The sequence below is a fragment of the Rhodoferax sp. LS1R11 genome, from assembly GCF_056521395.1.
Genome location: NZ_JBWMAW010000009.1, coordinates 14,739 through 30,758, shown reverse-complemented (window position 1 = coordinate 30,758; position 16,020 = coordinate 14,739). Strand labels below are relative to the sequence as shown.

The following is a 16,020-nucleotide window of genomic DNA, read 5'->3' as shown; positions in this document are numbered from 1 at the left end:
CATGACCACCTTCGGAGCAATTCGCCCTTATTCAGGGAATAATCGGGGACTATGGCAACACAGTCCCCTTTTTCATTGCTCGAAGGTCTGCTTCAGAACCTTCCCCTTCCCAATTTTCAGCCGCCTGTCTGGGCCGTTGATGAGGCGCAACGCCGCATCGTTTTGCTGCTCAATCATGTGTTGATGCAGGAGAACGAGGCCACCAACCGGCTGGCGCGAAAAAAAGGCCAGGTCGTGCACATGCAGTGGCGCAGCTTCTCGCTCAAGCTGATAGCGACTCCGGCGGGGCTGCTCGACCGCGCACCGATGGCGGCGAAGGCCGATCTGCTGCTTTCCGTCACGGAAGAATCGCCTTTCGCGCTGGTCCAGGCCGTTTTGCGGGGTGATAAACCCGCTGTTCGCATCGAAGGTGATGTGCAACTGGCTGCAGAGTTGAACTGGCTGGCTGATCACGTCCGCTGGGATCTGGAAGAAGACTTGTCCCGCGTGATCGGTGATGCCCCGTCACATGCCCTGGGCCAGGCCGTTCGTGGCATGGCCCAGGCCTTGCGCCAGTTTCTGGCAACAAGTCCGGCGATCGTTCCCGAGAAGATGCAGGCATGACCCGCTTGTTTCGAGGCATCTTCATCGTCTGGGTGATGCTGCGTTACGGGTTGGACGAGCTTTTCCTGACGAGTTTCCAAAAGCCCTGGTTGCGGGTCATTGCGCGCGTCGTCTCCGTGGGGCGCAACCTTGATGCACCTCGGGGTCAAAGAATTCGTGAGGCGCTGGAGCGTCTGGGGCCAATTTTTGTCAAGTTTGGGCAGGTGTTGTCGACCCGACGCGATCTGATGCCCGTCGATATTGCGGATGAATTGGCGCGTCTGCAGGACCGTGTGCCGCCATTTGGCAGCGACGTGGCCATTGCGACGATCGAGCGCTCTTTCAATAAAAAAGTGGACGACATCTTTGTGTCCTTTGACCGGGAGCCGATTGCAAGCGCCTCGATTGCGCAGGTGCATTTCGCGGTCATTCAAGGTCGCGATGGAAAGCCCAGGGATGTGGCGGTCAAGGTCTTGCGGCCCGGCATGCTTTCCGTGATCGAAAAAGACCTGAGCCTCATGAAAATGATGGCGGGTTGGGTGGAGGGGTTTTCAGCCGATGGAAAACGTCTCAAGCCGCGCGAAGTCGTTGCCGAATTTGACAAGTACCTGCACGACGAACTGGACCTGGTGCGCGAAGCGTCGAGCGCGGCACAACTGCGCCGCAATATGGCGGGTCTGGATCTGGTGCTGATTCCCGAAATGTTCTGGGATTACTGCATGACCGACGTCATGGTGATGGAGCGCATGAACGGCATTCCGATCAGTCAGGTCGAGCGCCTGCGTGCTGCGGGTGTGGATATTGCCAAACTGGCGCGCGACGGCGTCACGATATTCTTCACGCAGGTGTTCCGGGATGGGTTTTTTCATGGTGATATGCATCCTGGCAATATTCAGGTCAGCATCGATCCCGCCACCTTTGGTCGGTACATTTCGCTTGATTTCGGCATTGTCGGCACCTTGACCGAGACCGATAAAGAGTATTTGGCCCAAAATTTCACGGCTTTTTTCAGGCGCGACTACAAACGGGTGGCCGAATTGCACATTGAATCAGGTTGGGTGCCGGCATCCACCCGTGTTGATGAACTGGAATCTGCGATTCGCTCCGTGTGTGAGCCCTATTTCGACCGCCCATTGAAGGAGATTTCCCTGGGGCTGGTATTGATGCGGCTTTTTCAGACCTCCCGCCGCTTTCAGGTTGAAATTCAGCCGCAACTGGTGCTGTTGCAAAAGACATTGCTCAATATTGAAGGACTGGGACGGCAACTGGACCCGGAGCTTGACCTCTGGAATACCGCCAAACCTTTCCTTGAGAAGTGGATGGTTGACCAGCTGGGCCCGAAAAAGCTGGTGGACCAGTTGCGTAACGAGGCACCCATGTATGCCAAGCTGATTCCCGAATTGCCTCGTTTGTTGTTTGACTTTCTCAAGAACAGCAAAACGCATGAGCGAAAGGCTCTGGATGAGCTCCTGGCGGAACAAAAGCGCACCAATCGTTTGTTGCAAGCGCTCTTGTATGGTGGCGTGGGCTTTGTGCTGGGTTTGCTGGCCATGCAGTTGATTGTGCGAGTTCGGGTGTTTTAGGTGCTTTTTTGTTTGGATAAGGCATGAGGTGCTGACGCCTTATAATTGAAAGCTTTGCTACTTGAAATCCGAGCCATATTGCCATGCCAATTTATGCCTATAAATGCGAGTCCTGCGGGTTTGCCAAGGACGTGTTGCAAAAAATGTCAGACGCTCCACTGAGCGACTGTCCAAGCTGCGGTGCATCCGCTTTCAAAAAACAGCTGACAGCCGCCGGCTTTCAGCTGAAGGGGTCAGGTTGGTATGCCACTGATTTCAAGGGCGGAACCCCGGCGACGTCCACGCCGCCACCCAGTTCTGACTCAGCCTCCAAGGGGACAGAGTCCAAGAGCGCTGACAGTGCCAAGCCCAGCGATAGTTCGGCTACAAAAACGGACTCGTCGGCGCCATCGGCTTCAAGCGGATGCGGCGGCTCCTGTGCCTGCCATTAACTGCATTTTTCTGCAACCCTGGAATTCCTTGTGCCGATAAAAAAGTATTTACTCACAGGCCTGTTGGTCTGGTTGCCCTTGGCCATCACCATCTGGGTATTGTTGTGGTTGGTGGGCATTCTTGACGCTGTATTTGGCGGCTTGCTGACGGGGCTCTCTGCGGTGACATCGGATGCTACCGGTGTCAGTATTGAACAGTTGCGTCACATTCCCGGCTTGGGTGTCGTGCTCGTTTTTTCTGCCCTGTTGATTACCGGTGCGCTGGTCAGCAATGTGGCCGGGCGCTGGTGGTTCAAGCAGTGGGACAGGTTGTTTACCCACATTCCCGTATTCAAGTCGATCTACAACAGCGTGAAAAAGGTGTCGGACACCCTTTTTTCCAGCAATGGCAACGCTTTTCGTACCGCGATGCTGGTTCAGTATCCTCGGGCGGGCGTTTGGACCATTGCCTTTCAGACCGGCACACCCGGCGGCGAGGTTGCTACCCATTTGGGTGCCGACATGGTGAGCGTCTATGTGCCCACCACGCCCAACCCCACCAGCGGTTTTTTCCTGATTTTGCCGCGCGCGGAAGTGATTGAGCTCAACATGAGTGTTGATGAGGCCCTGACTTACGTCATTTCCATGGGCTCTGTGGCGCCCACGGCGTCCGTCAATTTGTCTGGCAAGTAAGCCTCTTCCTGAATTTTTGATAACCTGTGCCGCCTTTTCGGGCGGGCTTTGAAAGCTGTTTATGGCGATGCGTTCCCACTATTGCGGTCTCGTGACCGATGCCCTGCTGGGCCAAACCGTGACTCTTTGTGGCTGGGTGAACCGTCGCCGCGACCACGGTGGCGTGATTTTTGTCGACGTTCGTGACCGTGAAGGTTACGTTCAGGTGGTGTGTGATCCTGATCGTGCGGAGATGTTCAAGACGGCTGAAGGCATTCGCAATGAGTTTTGTATCCAGATCAAAGGCCTAGTGCGCGCCCGCCCTGAAGGTACCACCAACGACAACCTCAAGAGCGGCAAGATCGAGGTGCTGTGCCATGAGTTGACCGTGCTCAACCCTTCGGTCACGCCACCTTTTCAGCTAGACGATGAAAACCTGAGCGAAACAACGCGCCTGACCCATCGTGTGCTTGACCTGCGCCGCCCTTACATGCAAAACAACCTGATGCTGCGTTACCGCGTGTCCATGGAAGTGCGCAAGTTTCTGGATGCCAATGGCTTCATTGACATCGAAACGCCCATGCTGGGCAAGTCGACGCCCGAAGGTGCTCGCGACTATCTGGTGCCTAGCCGTGTCCACGAGGGCCACTTTTTCGCCCTGCCACAGAGTCCCCAGTTGTTCAAGCAGCTGTTGATGGTGGCCGGTTATGACCGCTACTACCAGATCACCAAATGCTTTCGTGATGAAGACCTGCGGGCGGATCGACAGCCTGAGTTCACACAGATTGATATCGAAACCTCGTTCCTGAGCGAGCAGGATATTCGTGACATGTTCCAGGGCATGATCACCACGGTGTTCAAAAACACCCTGGGCGTGGATCTGGGTGAATTCCCCGTCATGACGTTCCAGGAAGCTGCGCACCGTTACGGCTCGGACAAGCCGGACCTGCGCGTCAAGCTGGAATTCACTGAGTTGACCGACGTCATGACGGATGTCGACTTCAAGGTGTTCGCGGGTGCTGCCACCATGAAGGGCGGTCGTGTCGTGGGCCTTCGCATCCCGGGTGGTGCGCGCGAAACCGGTGGATTGAGCCGTGGTGAGATTGATGCTTATACCGAGTTCGTCAAGATCTACGGTGCCAAGGGCTTGGCCTATATCAAGGTCAATGATTTGTCGAAAGGTCGTGATGGCTTGCAGTCCCCGATCGTCAAAAACATTCATGACAAGGCGATTGCCGAGGTGCTGGCCCGTACCGGTGCCCAGGACGGCGATCTGATTTTCTTCGGTGCCGACAAAGGAAAGATCGTCAATGATGCGATTGGTGCTCTGCGCATCAAGATCGGGCACAGCGAGTTCGGTAAAAACAACGGCTTGTTCGAGAAGGCCTGGCGTCCGATGTGGGTGGTTGACTTCCCAATGTTCGAGTTCGACGAGGAGTCGCAACGCTACACCGCAGTGCACCACCCCTTCACGGCGCCCAAAGAAGGTCACGAAGACTGGATGGTCACAGCGCCGGAGAAATGTATTTCCCAGGGCTACGACATGGTGCTTAACGGTTGGGAAATGGGCGGCGGCTCTGTTCGTATCCATCGTGCCGATGTTCAGCAAAAAGTGTTTGATGCCTTGAAGATCACCCCCGAAGAAGCGCAGGACAAGTTCGGCTTTCTCTTGGATGCGCTGCAATACGGTGCTCCACCGCATGGTGGTCTGGCATTTGGCCTGGACCGTATCGTGACGCTCATGACCGGCGCCGAGTCTATTCGTGACGTGATTGCGTTCCCCAAAACCCAGCGTGCCCAGTGCCTGTTGACCAAGGCGCCCAGCACGGTGGACGAAAAGCAGTTGCGTGAATTGCACATCAGGTTGCGGCCTGCCGAGCTGACCAAACCGGTTTGATCAACCTGAACAAGGGTTCAGGCAGAATGAAAGGACGCCACATTGGCGTCCTTTTTTTATGCCCACAACTTTCAAAATCCCCGAATCTGTTCTGGTCGTGATCTACACCCCGGCGCTGGATGTCTTGCTGATCAAAAGAGCGGATGCCGACGACTTCTGGCAATCGGTGACCGGTAGCAAGGACGCTGCGCAAGAGTCTTTTGAAGAGACCGCGAGGCGCGAGGTATTTGAGGAAACCGGTATCGACTGCCGCCCTGGCAGCACCTTGCAAGACAGCTTGTTTGACTGGCACATGGAAAATGTCTATGAGATCTATCCGCGCTGGCGGCACCGGTACGCGCCGGGGGTGACGCGCAATACCGAGCATTTGTTTGGCCTGCGGGTTCCCCATGCCATGCCGGTGCTATTGAGTCCTCGGGAACACACGGCCTACCAGTGGTTGCCATATGTGGAAGCTGCTGAGGCCTGTTTTTCGCCCTCCAATGCGGAAGCTTGCCTGATGCTGCCAAAATTATCCGTCTCAAAGGTGCCTGCATGAACACAGTCCGCGTTGCCACCTACAACATCCACAAAGGCGTTCAGGGCGTTGGCCCGCAGCGCAGGCTGGAGATTCACAACCTGGGCCACGCGGTGGAGCAGTTGGATGCGGACATTGTGTGTTTACAGGAAGTCCGCAAGACGCATCGACGCGAGGAGGAGCATTTCACCCGCTGGCCAGAGATGTCCCAGGCAGACTTCCTGGCACCCGAGGGGTACGAGGCGGTCTACCGGACCAATGCCTTTACCAAGCACGGGGAACATGGCAACGCCATCCTGTCACGTTGGCCAGTGGTCGCGCACCAGCATGAGGATATTTCGGATCATCGGTTCGAACAGCGGGGCCTCCTTCATGCCGAGGTGCTGGTCTATGGGCGGATGGTGCACGTGGTGGTGGTTCATCTGGGCTTGATTCGGGCCAGCCGCGCGCGCCAGGTAGCGCAATTGCAGCGCTTTATTGAGCGTGAGATTCCCTCGACCGAGCCGTTGCTGGTCGCTGGTGATTTCAATGATTGGGGCGCCTTGGTGGAGCGCACCTTGGCCACGGTTAACCTGCGGGCTTTTCAGGGGGCCCGCCAAGCCACGTTCCCGGCCCGTTTGCCACTTGTCCAACTTGATTACGTCTACGCAAGAGGCTTGACGCCCTTGGGTGTGCATGTGCCCCGTGGCCGAATCTGGTGGCGTATGTCAGACCACTTGCCCTTGATTGCCGAATTCAGTCTCGCGGACTGAATGGCTGTTTGATGTCACCACTCCGATCTGGTCATCAAGTCCAGCTGCTGCAGGGCGGAAAAGAGTTTTTTCAGTCCTTGGTGCAAGCCATTGATCTCAGCGTCTATGAAGTGCGCATGGAAACTTACATTTTTTGTTTCGATGCGTCAGGCGAGGTGGTTGCTGCCGCGCTTGAACGTGCAGCGGCGCGGGGGGTGTCGGTCTACCTGGTGCTGGATGGTGTGGGCACACCGAGCTTGCCTGAGGCGTGGGCCCATCGGTTCAATTCCGCAGGCGTGGCGTGGCGCATTTTTTTACCCTTGGGCCGGCTCGGTGTTTTTATTCCCAGCCGCTGGCGGCGTATGCACCGCAAGCTGTGTGTGGTCGATGGTTCGGTCGCATTTTGCGGTGGCATTAACGTGCTGGACGACTTTTATGATCCCAATCACGGGGCGCTGGAGTCTCCCCGGTTTGACTTTGCCGTGCGGGTCACGGGGCCCCTTGTGCGGGAGGTGCATGAGACCACGGTGCAGTTCTGGTGGCGACTGCAAGCGGCGCGGACCGTGCGGCGCAGCGATTTTCAGGCTGCCTGGCTTGCGTTGCAGGAGGCCGTGACGCTGGCCCTGAAGTTTCGTTCGGAGAGCAAAACTGAAGTTGCCCCCCCGATCCCCAGCACCCACGCTGACCTCGTGCTGCGTGACAACCTGCTGAATCGTTCAAAAATTGAGCGAGCCTATCGCAAGGCGATCGGTGCAGCCACTGATGAGATCATCATCGCGAATGCCTATTTTCTTCCGGGTGGAAAGCTGCGCAAAGGACTCATTCACGCCGCCAAGCGGGGGGTGCGGGTCCGTTTGCTGCTACAAGGGCGTTATGAGTACTTCATGCAGTTCCATGCGGCCAGGCCGGTATATGGCGCCTTGCTGGCAGCTGGTGTGGAAATTCATGAATACTCGGTGAGTTTTTTGCATGCCAAAGTAGCCGTCATCGACAGGCACTGGGCAACCGTGGGATCGTCCAACCTGGACCCTTTGAGCCTGCTGTTGGCACGTGAAGCCAATGTCGTGGTCGATGATGTGGCCTTTGCCCAGAACCTGCGCCAGCGACTGGAACAGGCGATGGAACACGGCGGAGTTCGCGTCGATTCACAGACTTATGCCCATCGTCCCTGGCGTCAGCGTTTTTTGGACCGGATGGCCTTCGGTGTGATGCGTGGTTTGTTGTTCCTGAATGGAAAACGCTATTAATTTAATAGCTGCTAGCGCCCAATTGACGTGGGGTTCAGCCTAAAAACCCTACAATTGAAACGCTGGTAACATTCTTCCATGTTAATGAAAAGCCAAAGTACCATGACCGCAAGCGATGCCGACGAAGGGATTCCCGTATCCGTGAAAATCCGGGAGCGAATCATGGCGGCGCGCAAGCGTTTCAATGCCAATGACAATATTGCGGATTTCATTCATCCTGGTGAATTGGAAAGCTTGCTGGACGAGGTCGAGAGCAAGATGCAGGGCGTACTCAGCAGCCTGGTGATTGACACCGACCGCGATCACAACACCGACAAGACGGCGCGTCGGGTAGCCAAGATGTATTTGAATGAAGTGTTTCGGGGACGCTACGTTCCGGCTCCGCCCATTACGGAGTTTCCCAATGCGGAGCACCTCAATGAGCTGATGATTGTTGGGCCCATTACTGTGCGCAGTGCCTGCAGTCACCATCTGTGCCCGGTTATTGGTCAAATCTGGATTGGCGTGCTACCCAATGAGCACACCAATGTGATCGGTTTGTCAAAATACGCACGCTTGGCCGAATGGGTCATGGGCCGTCCCCAGATCCAGGAAGAGGCGGTGGTTCAGCTTGCCGATTTGATTCAGCAAAAAACGCAACCCGACGGCTTGGCCATCGTGATGGAGGCCAGCCATTTCTGTATGGGCTGGCGTGGTGTCAAGGACATGGACAGCAAGATGATCAACTCCGTGATGCGCGGTAGTTTTCTGAAGGACCCCAACTTGCGCCGTGAGTTTTTGTCGCTGATTCCCAAGAAAGGCTGATCATGTTGGTTCGTTTGCTTTATGCCAGTCGTGCCATCGACACCTCTCCTGATGCGATCGATGCGATCTTGCTTCAGTCCCGGCAACACAACCCGGAGTGCGGCATTACCGGCATTCTTTGCTACGGCGGTGGTATTTTTTTGCAGGCGATCGAAGGTGGGCGCATGGCTGTGAGCGACCTTTACGGCCATATTCAGAAGGACCCTCGTCACAAGGAGGTCGTTCTTCTACATTACGAAGAAATTTCTGAACGCCGCTTTGGTGGCTGGACCATGGGTCAGGTCAACATGTCCAAGATCAATGCTTCCATACTGCTCAAGTACGCCGAAAAACCCGTGCTGGACCCGTACTCGGTGTCGGGCAAAGTGTCCCTGGCCTTGCTTGAAGAGCTGATGGCCACCGCCAGCATCATCGGCCGCGCTTGAGGCTTTACGATTGATCCGGTCAACCGCGGCGGCACGCCGCAAGTAGATCTGCAGTCTGCCCGCATGCTTGTTGGTTGCGACTTTTCCAGCAGCCCTTCGCGAAAAAAACCCATTGTGGTTGCGTCAGGTCACGTTGCATCAGGGCGTGTCCAGGTATCAAAAATCGAGCGTCTGGATTCGTTGGATGCCTTTTTGCGATGGCTGCAGCAACCCGCGTCGTGGGTTGGCGGGTTTGACCTGCCTTTTGGTCTTCCCCGCGAGTTGGTTGAAACACTGGGTTGGCCAACTCAGTGGGAAGACTTGATCCAGCACTACGCGTCTTTGAGCCGCGCGCAGATTCGTGCCACCTTTGCTGCTTTTTGCAACAGTCGACCCGTGGGGGGCAAGTTTGCCCACCGCGCAACCGACGTTCCAGCCGGTTCCAGCCCTTCCATGAAATGGGTGAACCCGCCTGTGGCTTATATGCTGCATGCGGGCGTGCCGCTCCTGCTCCGGGCGGGCGTACACCTGCCTGGGCTGCACGTTGGCGATATGCAGGACCAAAATGCCGACGGCCAAGCGCATCGTGTGGCACTGGAGGCCTATCCTGGCTTGCTGGCCAGAGAGTTGTTGGGCACCCGCAGTTACAAGAGTGACGATAAAGCCCGCCAGACTCCCGAGCGATTGATCGCCCGAAAAGACTTGATCACGGGGCTGGAACATGGCCAAACCCGACTGGGCCTGCGGCTCAAGCTGACACATGCCCAGCGCGATGTGTTGGCCGACGATGCCAGTGGCGATTCGCTCGATGCTGTGTTGTGCCTGATGCAGGCCGCGTGGGCATTGTCCCGACATGCGCAGGGCGCGGCACGCTACGGCTTGCCCGATAGCATGGATCCGCTGGAAGGCTGGATTGTCACGGCCTGACGGCCAGCTTTTCAGTTCAGCCGTTTGATGACGGTTTCTTCGAGTTTTCCCGCTAATTGGGAAATCGCCAGAGCTGCGGGGCAACCAGGCATCGATTGCATCAACAACTGGCGTCGCATGATGGCCTGGCGCACAGACGGATCGGACGGGATATCACCCATATGAATCAGGCGCACGGGTTTGCCTGCTTCGCTGGGCACAAAACGGTCGAGCACCTGCTGTAGCTGTGTTGTGATGGCGCGGCCGTCACCGAGTCGAGCCGTCTGGTTGATGACCATGCGAATATTCTGGCGCTTCTGTTGGCCCAAGAGGACCTTGATCGTTGCATAGGCGTCCGTCAGCGATGTCGGTTCCGGCGTGGCCACCACCAACACCTCGGAGGCTAGCGACACTGCGAAAAGAACGACATCAGAAATGCCAGCGCCTGTGTCAAGCAACACAATGTCGTAATGCGGCATGAGCCCACTGATGATGCGCAGAAAATCGTCCCGGACTTCGGGTGTCAGGCGCGAGTACTCCACCATGCCTGAACCCGCCAGCAGGACGGAAAATCCACCTGGCGCACGGACAATGGCTTCTTCGATGGTGGCTTTCCCGGTGAACACATCATGCAGCGTGATCTTCGGGTAGAGGTTGAGCACCACGTCCAGGTTGGCCAGGCCCAGGTCTGCGTCAAGCACCAGTACACGGTGTCCGCGTTTGGCCAAAGCCGCTGCCAGGTTGGCAGAGACGAACGTTTTGCCAACGCCGCCTTTGCCGCTGGTGACCGCCACCACCTTTCCAATTGGCTTGAGAGGCACCACCGCGGGTGCCTCATTGTCTTGTGAAGGATTCAGGACATCGCTCATTATCAGTTCACCTTATTCATTGCGGTGCCTGTTGCACTGTTCGACGCATCACTCGAAATACTTTCAATCCAGGCCGGATCACCCAGCGCGAGGTGGCCGAAAAGGAGATTCTTTTCTTCGGCGCTCACCGACAACACCGCCTGCTGATCAATACAAACGCGGTTACGCCCCTTTGCCTTGGCCTGGTACAGCTGGATGTCTGCCCGATCGGTCCACAAAGCAGTCGTTGATCGCACCCATTCAGGCGCATAAGCGCCCCCGATGCTGATGGTCACATGGATGTTGACCGACGGTGCGACCGAGACGGACAGCGCGCCCACTGTTTCACGAATTCGTTCGGCAACTGCCTGGCCGTAGGACACCGGGCAGCTCGGCAGGATCGCCGCAAATTCTTCACCGCCATAACGCGCGACCGTGTCCATGGGACGAACGCAATTTGCCAGGCATTTGGCAACGGCCTGCAGCACCTGGTCACCCGCGAGGTGACCATAGGTGTCATTGATTTTCTTGAAATGATCGATGTCGAGCATCAACAGCAACGCTGACTCGCCCGATCGGGCCGCCACATCAATCTCCCGCGTCAGTACATTGCAAAAATGCCGCCGGTTGGCCAATCCCGTCAGCGGATCCTTGAGTGACAGTTCACACAGATGATCAACAATGCTTTGCAGGTAAGCGGTTGGTGACTCATCCGGATCCGGGAGTCTTTGTGACCGATCATGCTCTAAAAGGGCACGCGCATCATCCAGACGCAAGTCACGCAGATCGATCATGGCAGGTGCAGTTTTTGAAGTCACAAAAAGTCGTAGGTGCTTATTTTTTGAGTCTAACAGGATCGATTTTTGGCGACACCGGAAACTCCCCGGGTTTGTCCTGCCTATTCGGCATCTTCGGCAAGGTGCTGCAGGGCCTGTATTGCTTCGCCATCTGTACGGTACATTTTGAGCAGCTTGTTCTCCTGCAGTGCTCCCGCATGCCTCAAGACGGTTTCTACGGGCAACTTGATGCCGCTGATGTGCAGGGTGATGTGGCGCTGAGTCAGCATTGAGCTCAAGCGGCTGAAAGTCTGGACGCCAGTGGCATCAATGCGGTTGATGGGCTGTGCAAACAGGCAAACATGTTGGAGATGGGGGTGACGCGAGATTTGCCCAACAACGGCCTGTTCAAAGCTGCTGGCTGACGCGAAATCCAGTTCGGCGTCCATTCGAAACGCATGGGCATTGGGTGCCAGCGGCGGCAAATGCCACAGGTGCCGGTCGCGCAGACTCCCGTCCGTATGCAAACCCACTTCGATGATTCTGGGATGCAGACGTTGGTAGAGGAAGTGACTCAGCCCCATCAGCACGCCTGCCAGCACCCCCCAGTAAAGTCTTGGCGCCGCCAGCAAAGTGATCGCCAATGTGGCCAGCGCTGTTCCGGCTTCGACGCGGGAGATTCGCCAAAGTTGTGTGAATTCGCTGGGTTTGAGCAGCCCCATGACTGCAACCAAGACAATTGCCGCCAGAACTGATTGCGGCACATGGCGTAGTACAGGGGTGAAAAATAGCAAGGCTAGCAGCACCACGATGACCGATGCAACCGTGGCCCATCCGGTACGGGCGCCTGCATACAGGTTCAGTGCCGAGCGGGAAAATGACGAGCTGGTGGGAAAGGTGCCGCTTAAGCCGGCGGCAATTTTGCCCAAGCCCTGACCGATCAGGTCTTGATCCTGATCCCATCGCTGACCGCCTCGTTCACTGTCCACCTTGGCGCTGGAGGCGGTTTCCAGAAAACTCACCAGTGTGATGACCAGGGTCGGCAATACCAATTCGCTCAATAGGGCCCAGCCTGGTAGTCCTGGCCAGTAAAGCGTGGGCAAACCTTGTGGCAGGATACCCACGACAGATCCGCCTGCTGCTTGAAATCCGCTCCAGTGACTGACGCCAGCGGACGTGAGAACAATCACCAGCACGCTGGGAAACGCAGGTTTCCAGCGGCGCACCAGGGCCAGGAGCACCAGGCTGCCCAACCCAAAGAGCGCCGACGGTACATGCCATTGCGGTTGATGCCACATCTCACTCCAACCCGCTTTCAAGCCCAGCAGGGCGGGCAACTGGGAGCTGATGATCAACAGGGCTGCAGCCTGTGTAAAGGCCATCAAGACAGGCGCACTGACCAGGTTCAGCAGCCAGCCAAAACGCATGAAACCCAAGACCACCTGTAACAGGCCCGACAGCAACGAGAGCCAGACGGCGAATTCGACCCAATGCGCGCTGCCCGGTTCGGCCAATCCTGAGAGGGATGCACCGATCAGCAAGCAGGTCAGCGCCGTTGGCCCGACCGACAGGCGGGTCGATGCACTGAACAGCACCGCCACCAAGGCCGGCAGCATGGCGGCATAAATGCCGGTCACCAGTGGCATACCAGCCAGAGCCGCGTAGGCCACCCCTTGAGGGATCACCATCAACCCAACCGAGAGTCCCGCCAGTGCCTCCCCGCGCAACAGCGACCAGTTGGGCCGGGACCATTGTAAAAATGGAAAGAGATGATGCAGTCTGGACATGGAGAATGGGTGTGTGTGGCCTTGTATCCTAGCGGGAGCGTCAGGCATTTTTTAATACTGTTTTTGTCCCATGATTTTCAGACCCTGGTCACTGGTCCTTTTATTTGCCGGTAGTGTCGTCCAGGCGCAGACGTCATTTTTTGGTGTCGTCTTGCAAGTCGCGGACGGCGATACGCTCTGGGTGCAGTCTGACGGCCGAGGTCGTACCCACAAACTGCGTATTGACGGCATTGATGCGCCAGAGATCTGTCAGCCCGGTGGTGAGGCTGCTCGCAACCGTTTGGCGCAGCAAGTCATGAACAAACGTGTCGAGGTCATCGTAAAACGGCCTGACATATATGGCAGGGGCCTTGCCGTGCTCCGGCTGGGCGGCAATGATGTGGGGGCGCAAATGGTGCTCTCCGGGCAGGCCTGGTCTTACCGCTGGCATCGCAGTGCCGGGCCTTATGCGGCGGAGGAAGCGGTGGCACGTCAGTCCCGGCTGGGGCTTTTTTCCGGTGGTGAGCCCGAAGAGCCCCGTGCTTTTCGGAAGCGACACGGCTCCTGCCACACGGTTGATTGAGGACCGAGTCGCCTCAGTGCGTCGCGCCACACACCGGGCAGCTAAGTTGGCGCCCGATGCGCACTTCGGTAAACTCCATCGCGCGACCGTCCAGCATCAGCAGGCGCCCGGTCAAAGGGCGACCGGCGCCACTTAGCAACTTGAGCGCCTCAGCGGCCTGCATGGAGCCTATGATGCCCACCAGCGGTGCGAACACGCCCATGGTGGCGCAGCGCGTTTCTTCAAACGTTGTGTCAGGTGGGAACACACAGGCATAGCAAGGTGACGCGGCGTCCCGTGGGTCATAGACGCAGACCTGACCATCAAAGCGAATGGCGGCGCCAGATACCAGGGGCTTGCCGTGCTTGACGCAGGCGGCGTTGATGGCGTGGCGGGTCGTGAAGTTGTCGCAGCAGTCCAGTACGATATCTGTTTTAGCTACCAGTGCATCCAGCAGCGCCGCATCCGCGCGGGCCACAAGGGGAATGACCTGGACTTGCGGGTTGATGGCCTCAATCGCAATTTTCGCGGAGATCACCTTGGGTTCACCCACGCGTGCCATGGTGTGGGCAATCTGACGCTGCAAGTTGGTCATGTCCACGATGTCATGGTCAACCACGGTGATCTGTCCGACCCCTGCAGACCCCAGATAGAGTGCCACCGGAGAACCCAAACCACCCGCTCCGATAATCAGAGCGCGACTATTTGAAATCAGCTCCTGACCTTCAATTCCAATCTCATTGAGCAGGATGTGGCGCGAATAGCGCAGAAGCTGATCGTCATTCATGAAAGCCGCGACTACTCTTCTTTCTTTTCTTCCTTGCGCTCAACCATGGTCTTGCTGACCATGATGGGACGACCCTTGAGTTGGTTGATCGCCTGGATTAGTTGAAAATCTTTATCTGATCCGTATTCTGGAATTTTGCGTTCGGCTACCGGCTTCTTGAGCTCTTCTTCAAGCTTTTTACGTGCTTCTTCACGGGACTTGTCGCGCGTTTCGTCTTTCTTTTCATCACCCTGGCCGCTGTTGAGGTGTTTCTCCAGATCGGCCTCCCGGGTGCGCAGGGCGGCAAATAAATTGCCCTCTTCGGTTTCATCCACCATCACATCGGGCACGATGCCCTTGGCTTGGATTGATTTACCGCTGGGGGTGTAGTAGCGGCTGGTGGTCAGTTTCAGGCCAGCCGTCGGACAGTTGTCCATGCGGAATGAGGGATCCAGGCACACCGCGGTCTGGACGGAGCCTTTGCCAAAGGTCTGGTTACCCAGCAAGGTGGCGCGTTTGTAGTCTTGCAGTGCGCCCGCCACGATTTCGCTGGCAGACGCCGAGCCTTCATTGACCAGGACCACCAGTGGCACGTTTTTGAGCGCTCCTTTGGTGACTTCCTGAAGGTGCTTCAGTGGGTCGGATCCGCCACGGCGCTGGTAAAACTCGGGGGACGCTTTGTAGGTGAACTTGCTCTCAGGCAGTTGTCCGTTGGCCGAGACCACCGTTACGTTTTCAGGCAGAAACGCAGCTGAAATGGCCACAGCGGCATCCAGATAACCGCCCGGGTCATTGCGCAGGTCCAGCACCAATCCTTTGAGATTGGGCTCCTGCTTGTAAATTTCTTCGGCCTTGCGCGCAAAGTCTTCCACTGTGCGTTCCTGGAATTGGCTCAGGCGAATCCAGGCGTAGCCGGGCTCTATCACTTTGCTGCGGACCGACTGGGTGCGGATTTCTTCACGGGTGATGGACACCGGGAATGTGCGGTTTTCGTCCTTGCGGAAAATGGTGAGCAACACTTTGGTGTTGGGCTCACCGCGCATGCGTTTGACACCTTCATTGAGCGCCAGGCCTTTGACCGGGGTGTCGTCAATCTTGATGATCAAGTCATTGGGTTTGAGGCCAGCGCGGAAGGCGGGCGAGCCCTCGATGGGTGACACCACCTTGATGACCCCGTCTTCCTGAGAAATCTCGATGCCCACACCGACAAACTTGCCGGTTGTGCCTTCGTTGAATTCTTTCAGGGCTTTTTTGTCAAGGTACTGGGAGTGAGGGTCCAAGCTGGACACCATGCCCACGATGGCATCGGTGATCAGCTTCTTATCGTTGACCGGCTCCACATAGTTGCTCTTGACCATGCCGAAGACGGCCGCCAACTGCTGCAATTCCTCCAGCGGCAAGGGCGCCATCGCGCCGCGAGCCACCGTTTGGAGCGAAACAGTTGTCAAGGCGCCTGCGATGACACCGAGCGAAATCCAGCCTGCAGTTTTCAATTTTTGACCCATAAGTATTCCTGTGCCGATTCAATATACACGGTTGGAGGCGCCTT

At 56.9% G+C, this 16,020-nt stretch carries 17 protein-coding genes; 12 read left to right on the top strand and 5 right to left on the bottom strand.

The window, feature by feature from the left end:
- Positions 1 to 51 precede the first annotated feature (51 nt).
- The 11 genes from AC097N_RS12035 (at position 52) to AC097N_RS11985 (ending at position 9,774) form a co-directional block, all read left to right on the top strand.
- A complete protein-coding gene (locus AC097N_RS12035; protein ID WP_479581262.1) occupies positions 52 to 603 on the top strand; it encodes a hypothetical protein in 552 nt (183 codons plus the stop codon).
- Positions 600 to 2,165: a ubiquinone biosynthesis regulatory protein kinase UbiB gene (ubiB, locus tag AC097N_RS12030; protein ID WP_479581261.1), complete on the top strand. Its 1,566-nt coding sequence runs from the start codon at positions 600 to 602 to the stop codon at positions 2,163 to 2,165. The genes AC097N_RS12035 and ubiB overlap by 4 nt, the downstream gene beginning before the upstream one ends.
- Positions 2,166 to 2,248: 83 nt before the next feature.
- A complete protein-coding gene (locus AC097N_RS12025) occupies positions 2,249 to 2,596 on the top strand; it encodes an FmdB family zinc ribbon protein (RefSeq protein WP_479581260.1) in 348 nt (115 codons plus the stop codon).
- A 36-nt stretch (positions 2,597 to 2,632) separates the two neighbouring features.
- A complete protein-coding gene (locus tag AC097N_RS12020; protein WP_479581411.1) occupies positions 2,633 to 3,268 on the top strand; it encodes a DUF502 domain-containing protein in 636 nt (211 codons plus the stop codon).
- A gap of 61 nt (positions 3,269 to 3,329) precedes the next feature.
- Positions 3,330 to 5,144 (top strand): aspartate--tRNA ligase, encoded by a 1,815-nt coding sequence (gene aspS / locus AC097N_RS12015; RefSeq protein WP_479581259.1) that lies wholly within the window; start codon positions 3,330 to 3,332, stop codon positions 5,142 to 5,144.
- 58 nt (positions 5,145 to 5,202) lie between these two features.
- A complete protein-coding gene (nudB, locus tag AC097N_RS12010) occupies positions 5,203 to 5,682 on the top strand; it encodes a dihydroneopterin triphosphate diphosphatase (protein ID WP_479581258.1) in 480 nt (159 codons plus the stop codon).
- Positions 5,679 to 6,413: an endonuclease/exonuclease/phosphatase family protein gene (locus tag AC097N_RS12005; RefSeq protein WP_479581257.1), complete on the top strand. Its 735-nt coding sequence runs from the start codon at positions 5,679 to 5,681 to the stop codon at positions 6,411 to 6,413. Before nudB ends, AC097N_RS12005 begins: the two co-directional genes overlap by 4 nt.
- 11 nt (positions 6,414 to 6,424) lie before the next feature.
- On the top strand, positions 6,425 to 7,639 hold the full coding sequence (clsB, locus tag AC097N_RS12000; RefSeq protein ID WP_479581256.1) for a cardiolipin synthase ClsB: 1,215 nt from the start codon (positions 6,425 to 6,427) through the stop codon (positions 7,637 to 7,639).
- Between the two features lie 78 nt (positions 7,640 to 7,717).
- Complete coding sequence (gene folE, locus AC097N_RS11995; RefSeq protein ID WP_479581255.1) at positions 7,718 to 8,443, top strand: GTP cyclohydrolase I; 726 nt, start codon at positions 7,718 to 7,720, stop codon at positions 8,441 to 8,443.
- A gap of 2 nt (positions 8,444 to 8,445) precedes the next feature.
- Entirely contained in the window at positions 8,446 to 8,868 is a 423-nt protein-coding gene (locus AC097N_RS11990; protein ID WP_479581254.1) for a BLUF domain-containing protein, read from the top strand.
- Positions 8,869 to 8,931: 63 nt separating this feature from the next.
- Entirely contained in the window at positions 8,932 to 9,774 is an 843-nt protein-coding gene (locus AC097N_RS11985; protein ID WP_479581253.1) for a DUF429 domain-containing protein, read from the top strand.
- Between the two features lie 11 nt (positions 9,775 to 9,785).
- On the opposite strand, the gene AC097N_RS11980 is transcribed toward AC097N_RS11985, so the two are convergent.
- The 3 genes from AC097N_RS11980 to AC097N_RS11970 all read right to left on the bottom strand — a co-directional run bounded on the left by AC097N_RS11980 (position 9,786) and on the right by AC097N_RS11970 (position 13,164).
- Entirely contained in the window at positions 9,786 to 10,622 is an 837-nt protein-coding gene (locus tag AC097N_RS11980) for a MinD/ParA family protein (RefSeq protein ID WP_479581252.1), read from the bottom strand.
- Between the two features lie 2 nt (positions 10,623 to 10,624).
- On the bottom strand, positions 10,625 to 11,395 hold the full coding sequence (locus AC097N_RS11975) for a GGDEF domain-containing protein (RefSeq protein WP_479581251.1): 771 nt from the start codon (positions 11,393 to 11,395) through the stop codon (positions 10,625 to 10,627).
- A gap of 104 nt (positions 11,396 to 11,499) precedes the next feature.
- The gene (locus AC097N_RS11970; protein WP_479581250.1) at positions 11,500 to 13,164 is read right to left on the bottom strand and encodes a SulP family inorganic anion transporter; all 1,665 of its coding nucleotides are present in this window, start codon (positions 13,162 to 13,164) and stop codon (positions 11,500 to 11,502) included.
- A gap of 70 nt (positions 13,165 to 13,234) precedes the next feature.
- Between AC097N_RS11970 and AC097N_RS11965 the strand changes: the two genes are divergently transcribed.
- Complete coding sequence (locus tag AC097N_RS11965; RefSeq protein ID WP_479581249.1) at positions 13,235 to 13,726, top strand: thermonuclease family protein; 492 nt, start codon at positions 13,235 to 13,237, stop codon at positions 13,724 to 13,726.
- Between the two features lie 13 nt (positions 13,727 to 13,739).
- Here AC097N_RS11965 and AC097N_RS11960 read toward each other — a convergent pair whose 3' ends face one another.
- Both AC097N_RS11960 and AC097N_RS11955 read right to left on the bottom strand, forming a co-directional pair.
- On the bottom strand, positions 13,740 to 14,492 hold the full coding sequence (locus AC097N_RS11960; RefSeq protein WP_479581248.1) for a HesA/MoeB/ThiF family protein: 753 nt from the start codon (positions 14,490 to 14,492) through the stop codon (positions 13,740 to 13,742).
- Positions 14,493 to 14,503: 11 nt separating this feature from the next.
- Positions 14,504 to 15,976 carry a S41 family peptidase gene (locus AC097N_RS11955; RefSeq protein WP_479581247.1) on the bottom strand — a complete coding sequence of 491 codons (1,473 nt, stop codon included), beginning with the start codon at positions 15,974 to 15,976 and terminating at the stop codon, positions 14,504 to 14,506.
- Between the last annotated feature and the right edge of the window lie 44 nt (positions 15,977 to 16,020).

Bases quoted from the DNA above. Each gene is read 5' to 3' on its own strand.
- AC097N_RS12035 (WP_479581262.1), top strand. From the start codon at position 52: ATGGCAACACAGTCCCCTTTTTCATTGCTCGAAGGTCTGCTTCAGAAC.
- ubiB (WP_479581261.1), top strand. From the start codon at position 600: ATGACCCGCTTGTTTCGAGGCATCTTCATCGTCTGGGTGATGCTGCGT.
- AC097N_RS12025 (WP_479581260.1), top strand. From the start codon at position 2,249: ATGCCAATTTATGCCTATAAATGCGAGTCCTGCGGGTTTGCCAAGGAC.
- aspS (WP_479581259.1), top strand. From the start codon at position 3,330: ATGGCGATGCGTTCCCACTATTGCGGTCTCGTGACCGATGCCCTGCTG.
- nudB (WP_479581258.1), top strand. From the start codon at position 5,203: ATGCCCACAACTTTCAAAATCCCCGAATCTGTTCTGGTCGTGATCTAC.
- AC097N_RS12005 (WP_479581257.1), top strand. From the start codon at position 5,679: ATGAACACAGTCCGCGTTGCCACCTACAACATCCACAAAGGCGTTCAG.
- clsB (WP_479581256.1), top strand. From the start codon at position 6,425: ATGTCACCACTCCGATCTGGTCATCAAGTCCAGCTGCTGCAGGGCGGA.
- folE (WP_479581255.1), top strand. From the start codon at position 7,718: ATGTTAATGAAAAGCCAAAGTACCATGACCGCAAGCGATGCCGACGAA.
- AC097N_RS11990 (WP_479581254.1), top strand. From the start codon at position 8,446: ATGTTGGTTCGTTTGCTTTATGCCAGTCGTGCCATCGACACCTCTCCT.
- AC097N_RS11985 (WP_479581253.1), top strand. From the start codon at position 8,932: ATGCTTGTTGGTTGCGACTTTTCCAGCAGCCCTTCGCGAAAAAAACCC.
- AC097N_RS11980 (WP_479581252.1), bottom strand. From the start codon at position 10,622: ATGAGCGATGTCCTGAATCCTTCACAAGACAATGAGGCACCCGCGGTG.
- AC097N_RS11975 (WP_479581251.1), bottom strand. From the start codon at position 11,395: ATGATCGATCTGCGTGACTTGCGTCTGGATGATGCGCGTGCCCTTTTA.
- AC097N_RS11970 (WP_479581250.1), bottom strand. From the start codon at position 13,164: ATGTCCAGACTGCATCATCTCTTTCCATTTTTACAATGGTCCCGGCCC.
- AC097N_RS11965 (WP_479581249.1), top strand. From the start codon at position 13,235: ATGATTTTCAGACCCTGGTCACTGGTCCTTTTATTTGCCGGTAGTGTC.
- AC097N_RS11960 (WP_479581248.1), bottom strand. From the start codon at position 14,492: ATGAATGACGATCAGCTTCTGCGCTATTCGCGCCACATCCTGCTCAAT.
- AC097N_RS11955 (WP_479581247.1), bottom strand. From the start codon at position 15,976: ATGGGTCAAAAATTGAAAACTGCAGGCTGGATTTCGCTCGGTGTCATC.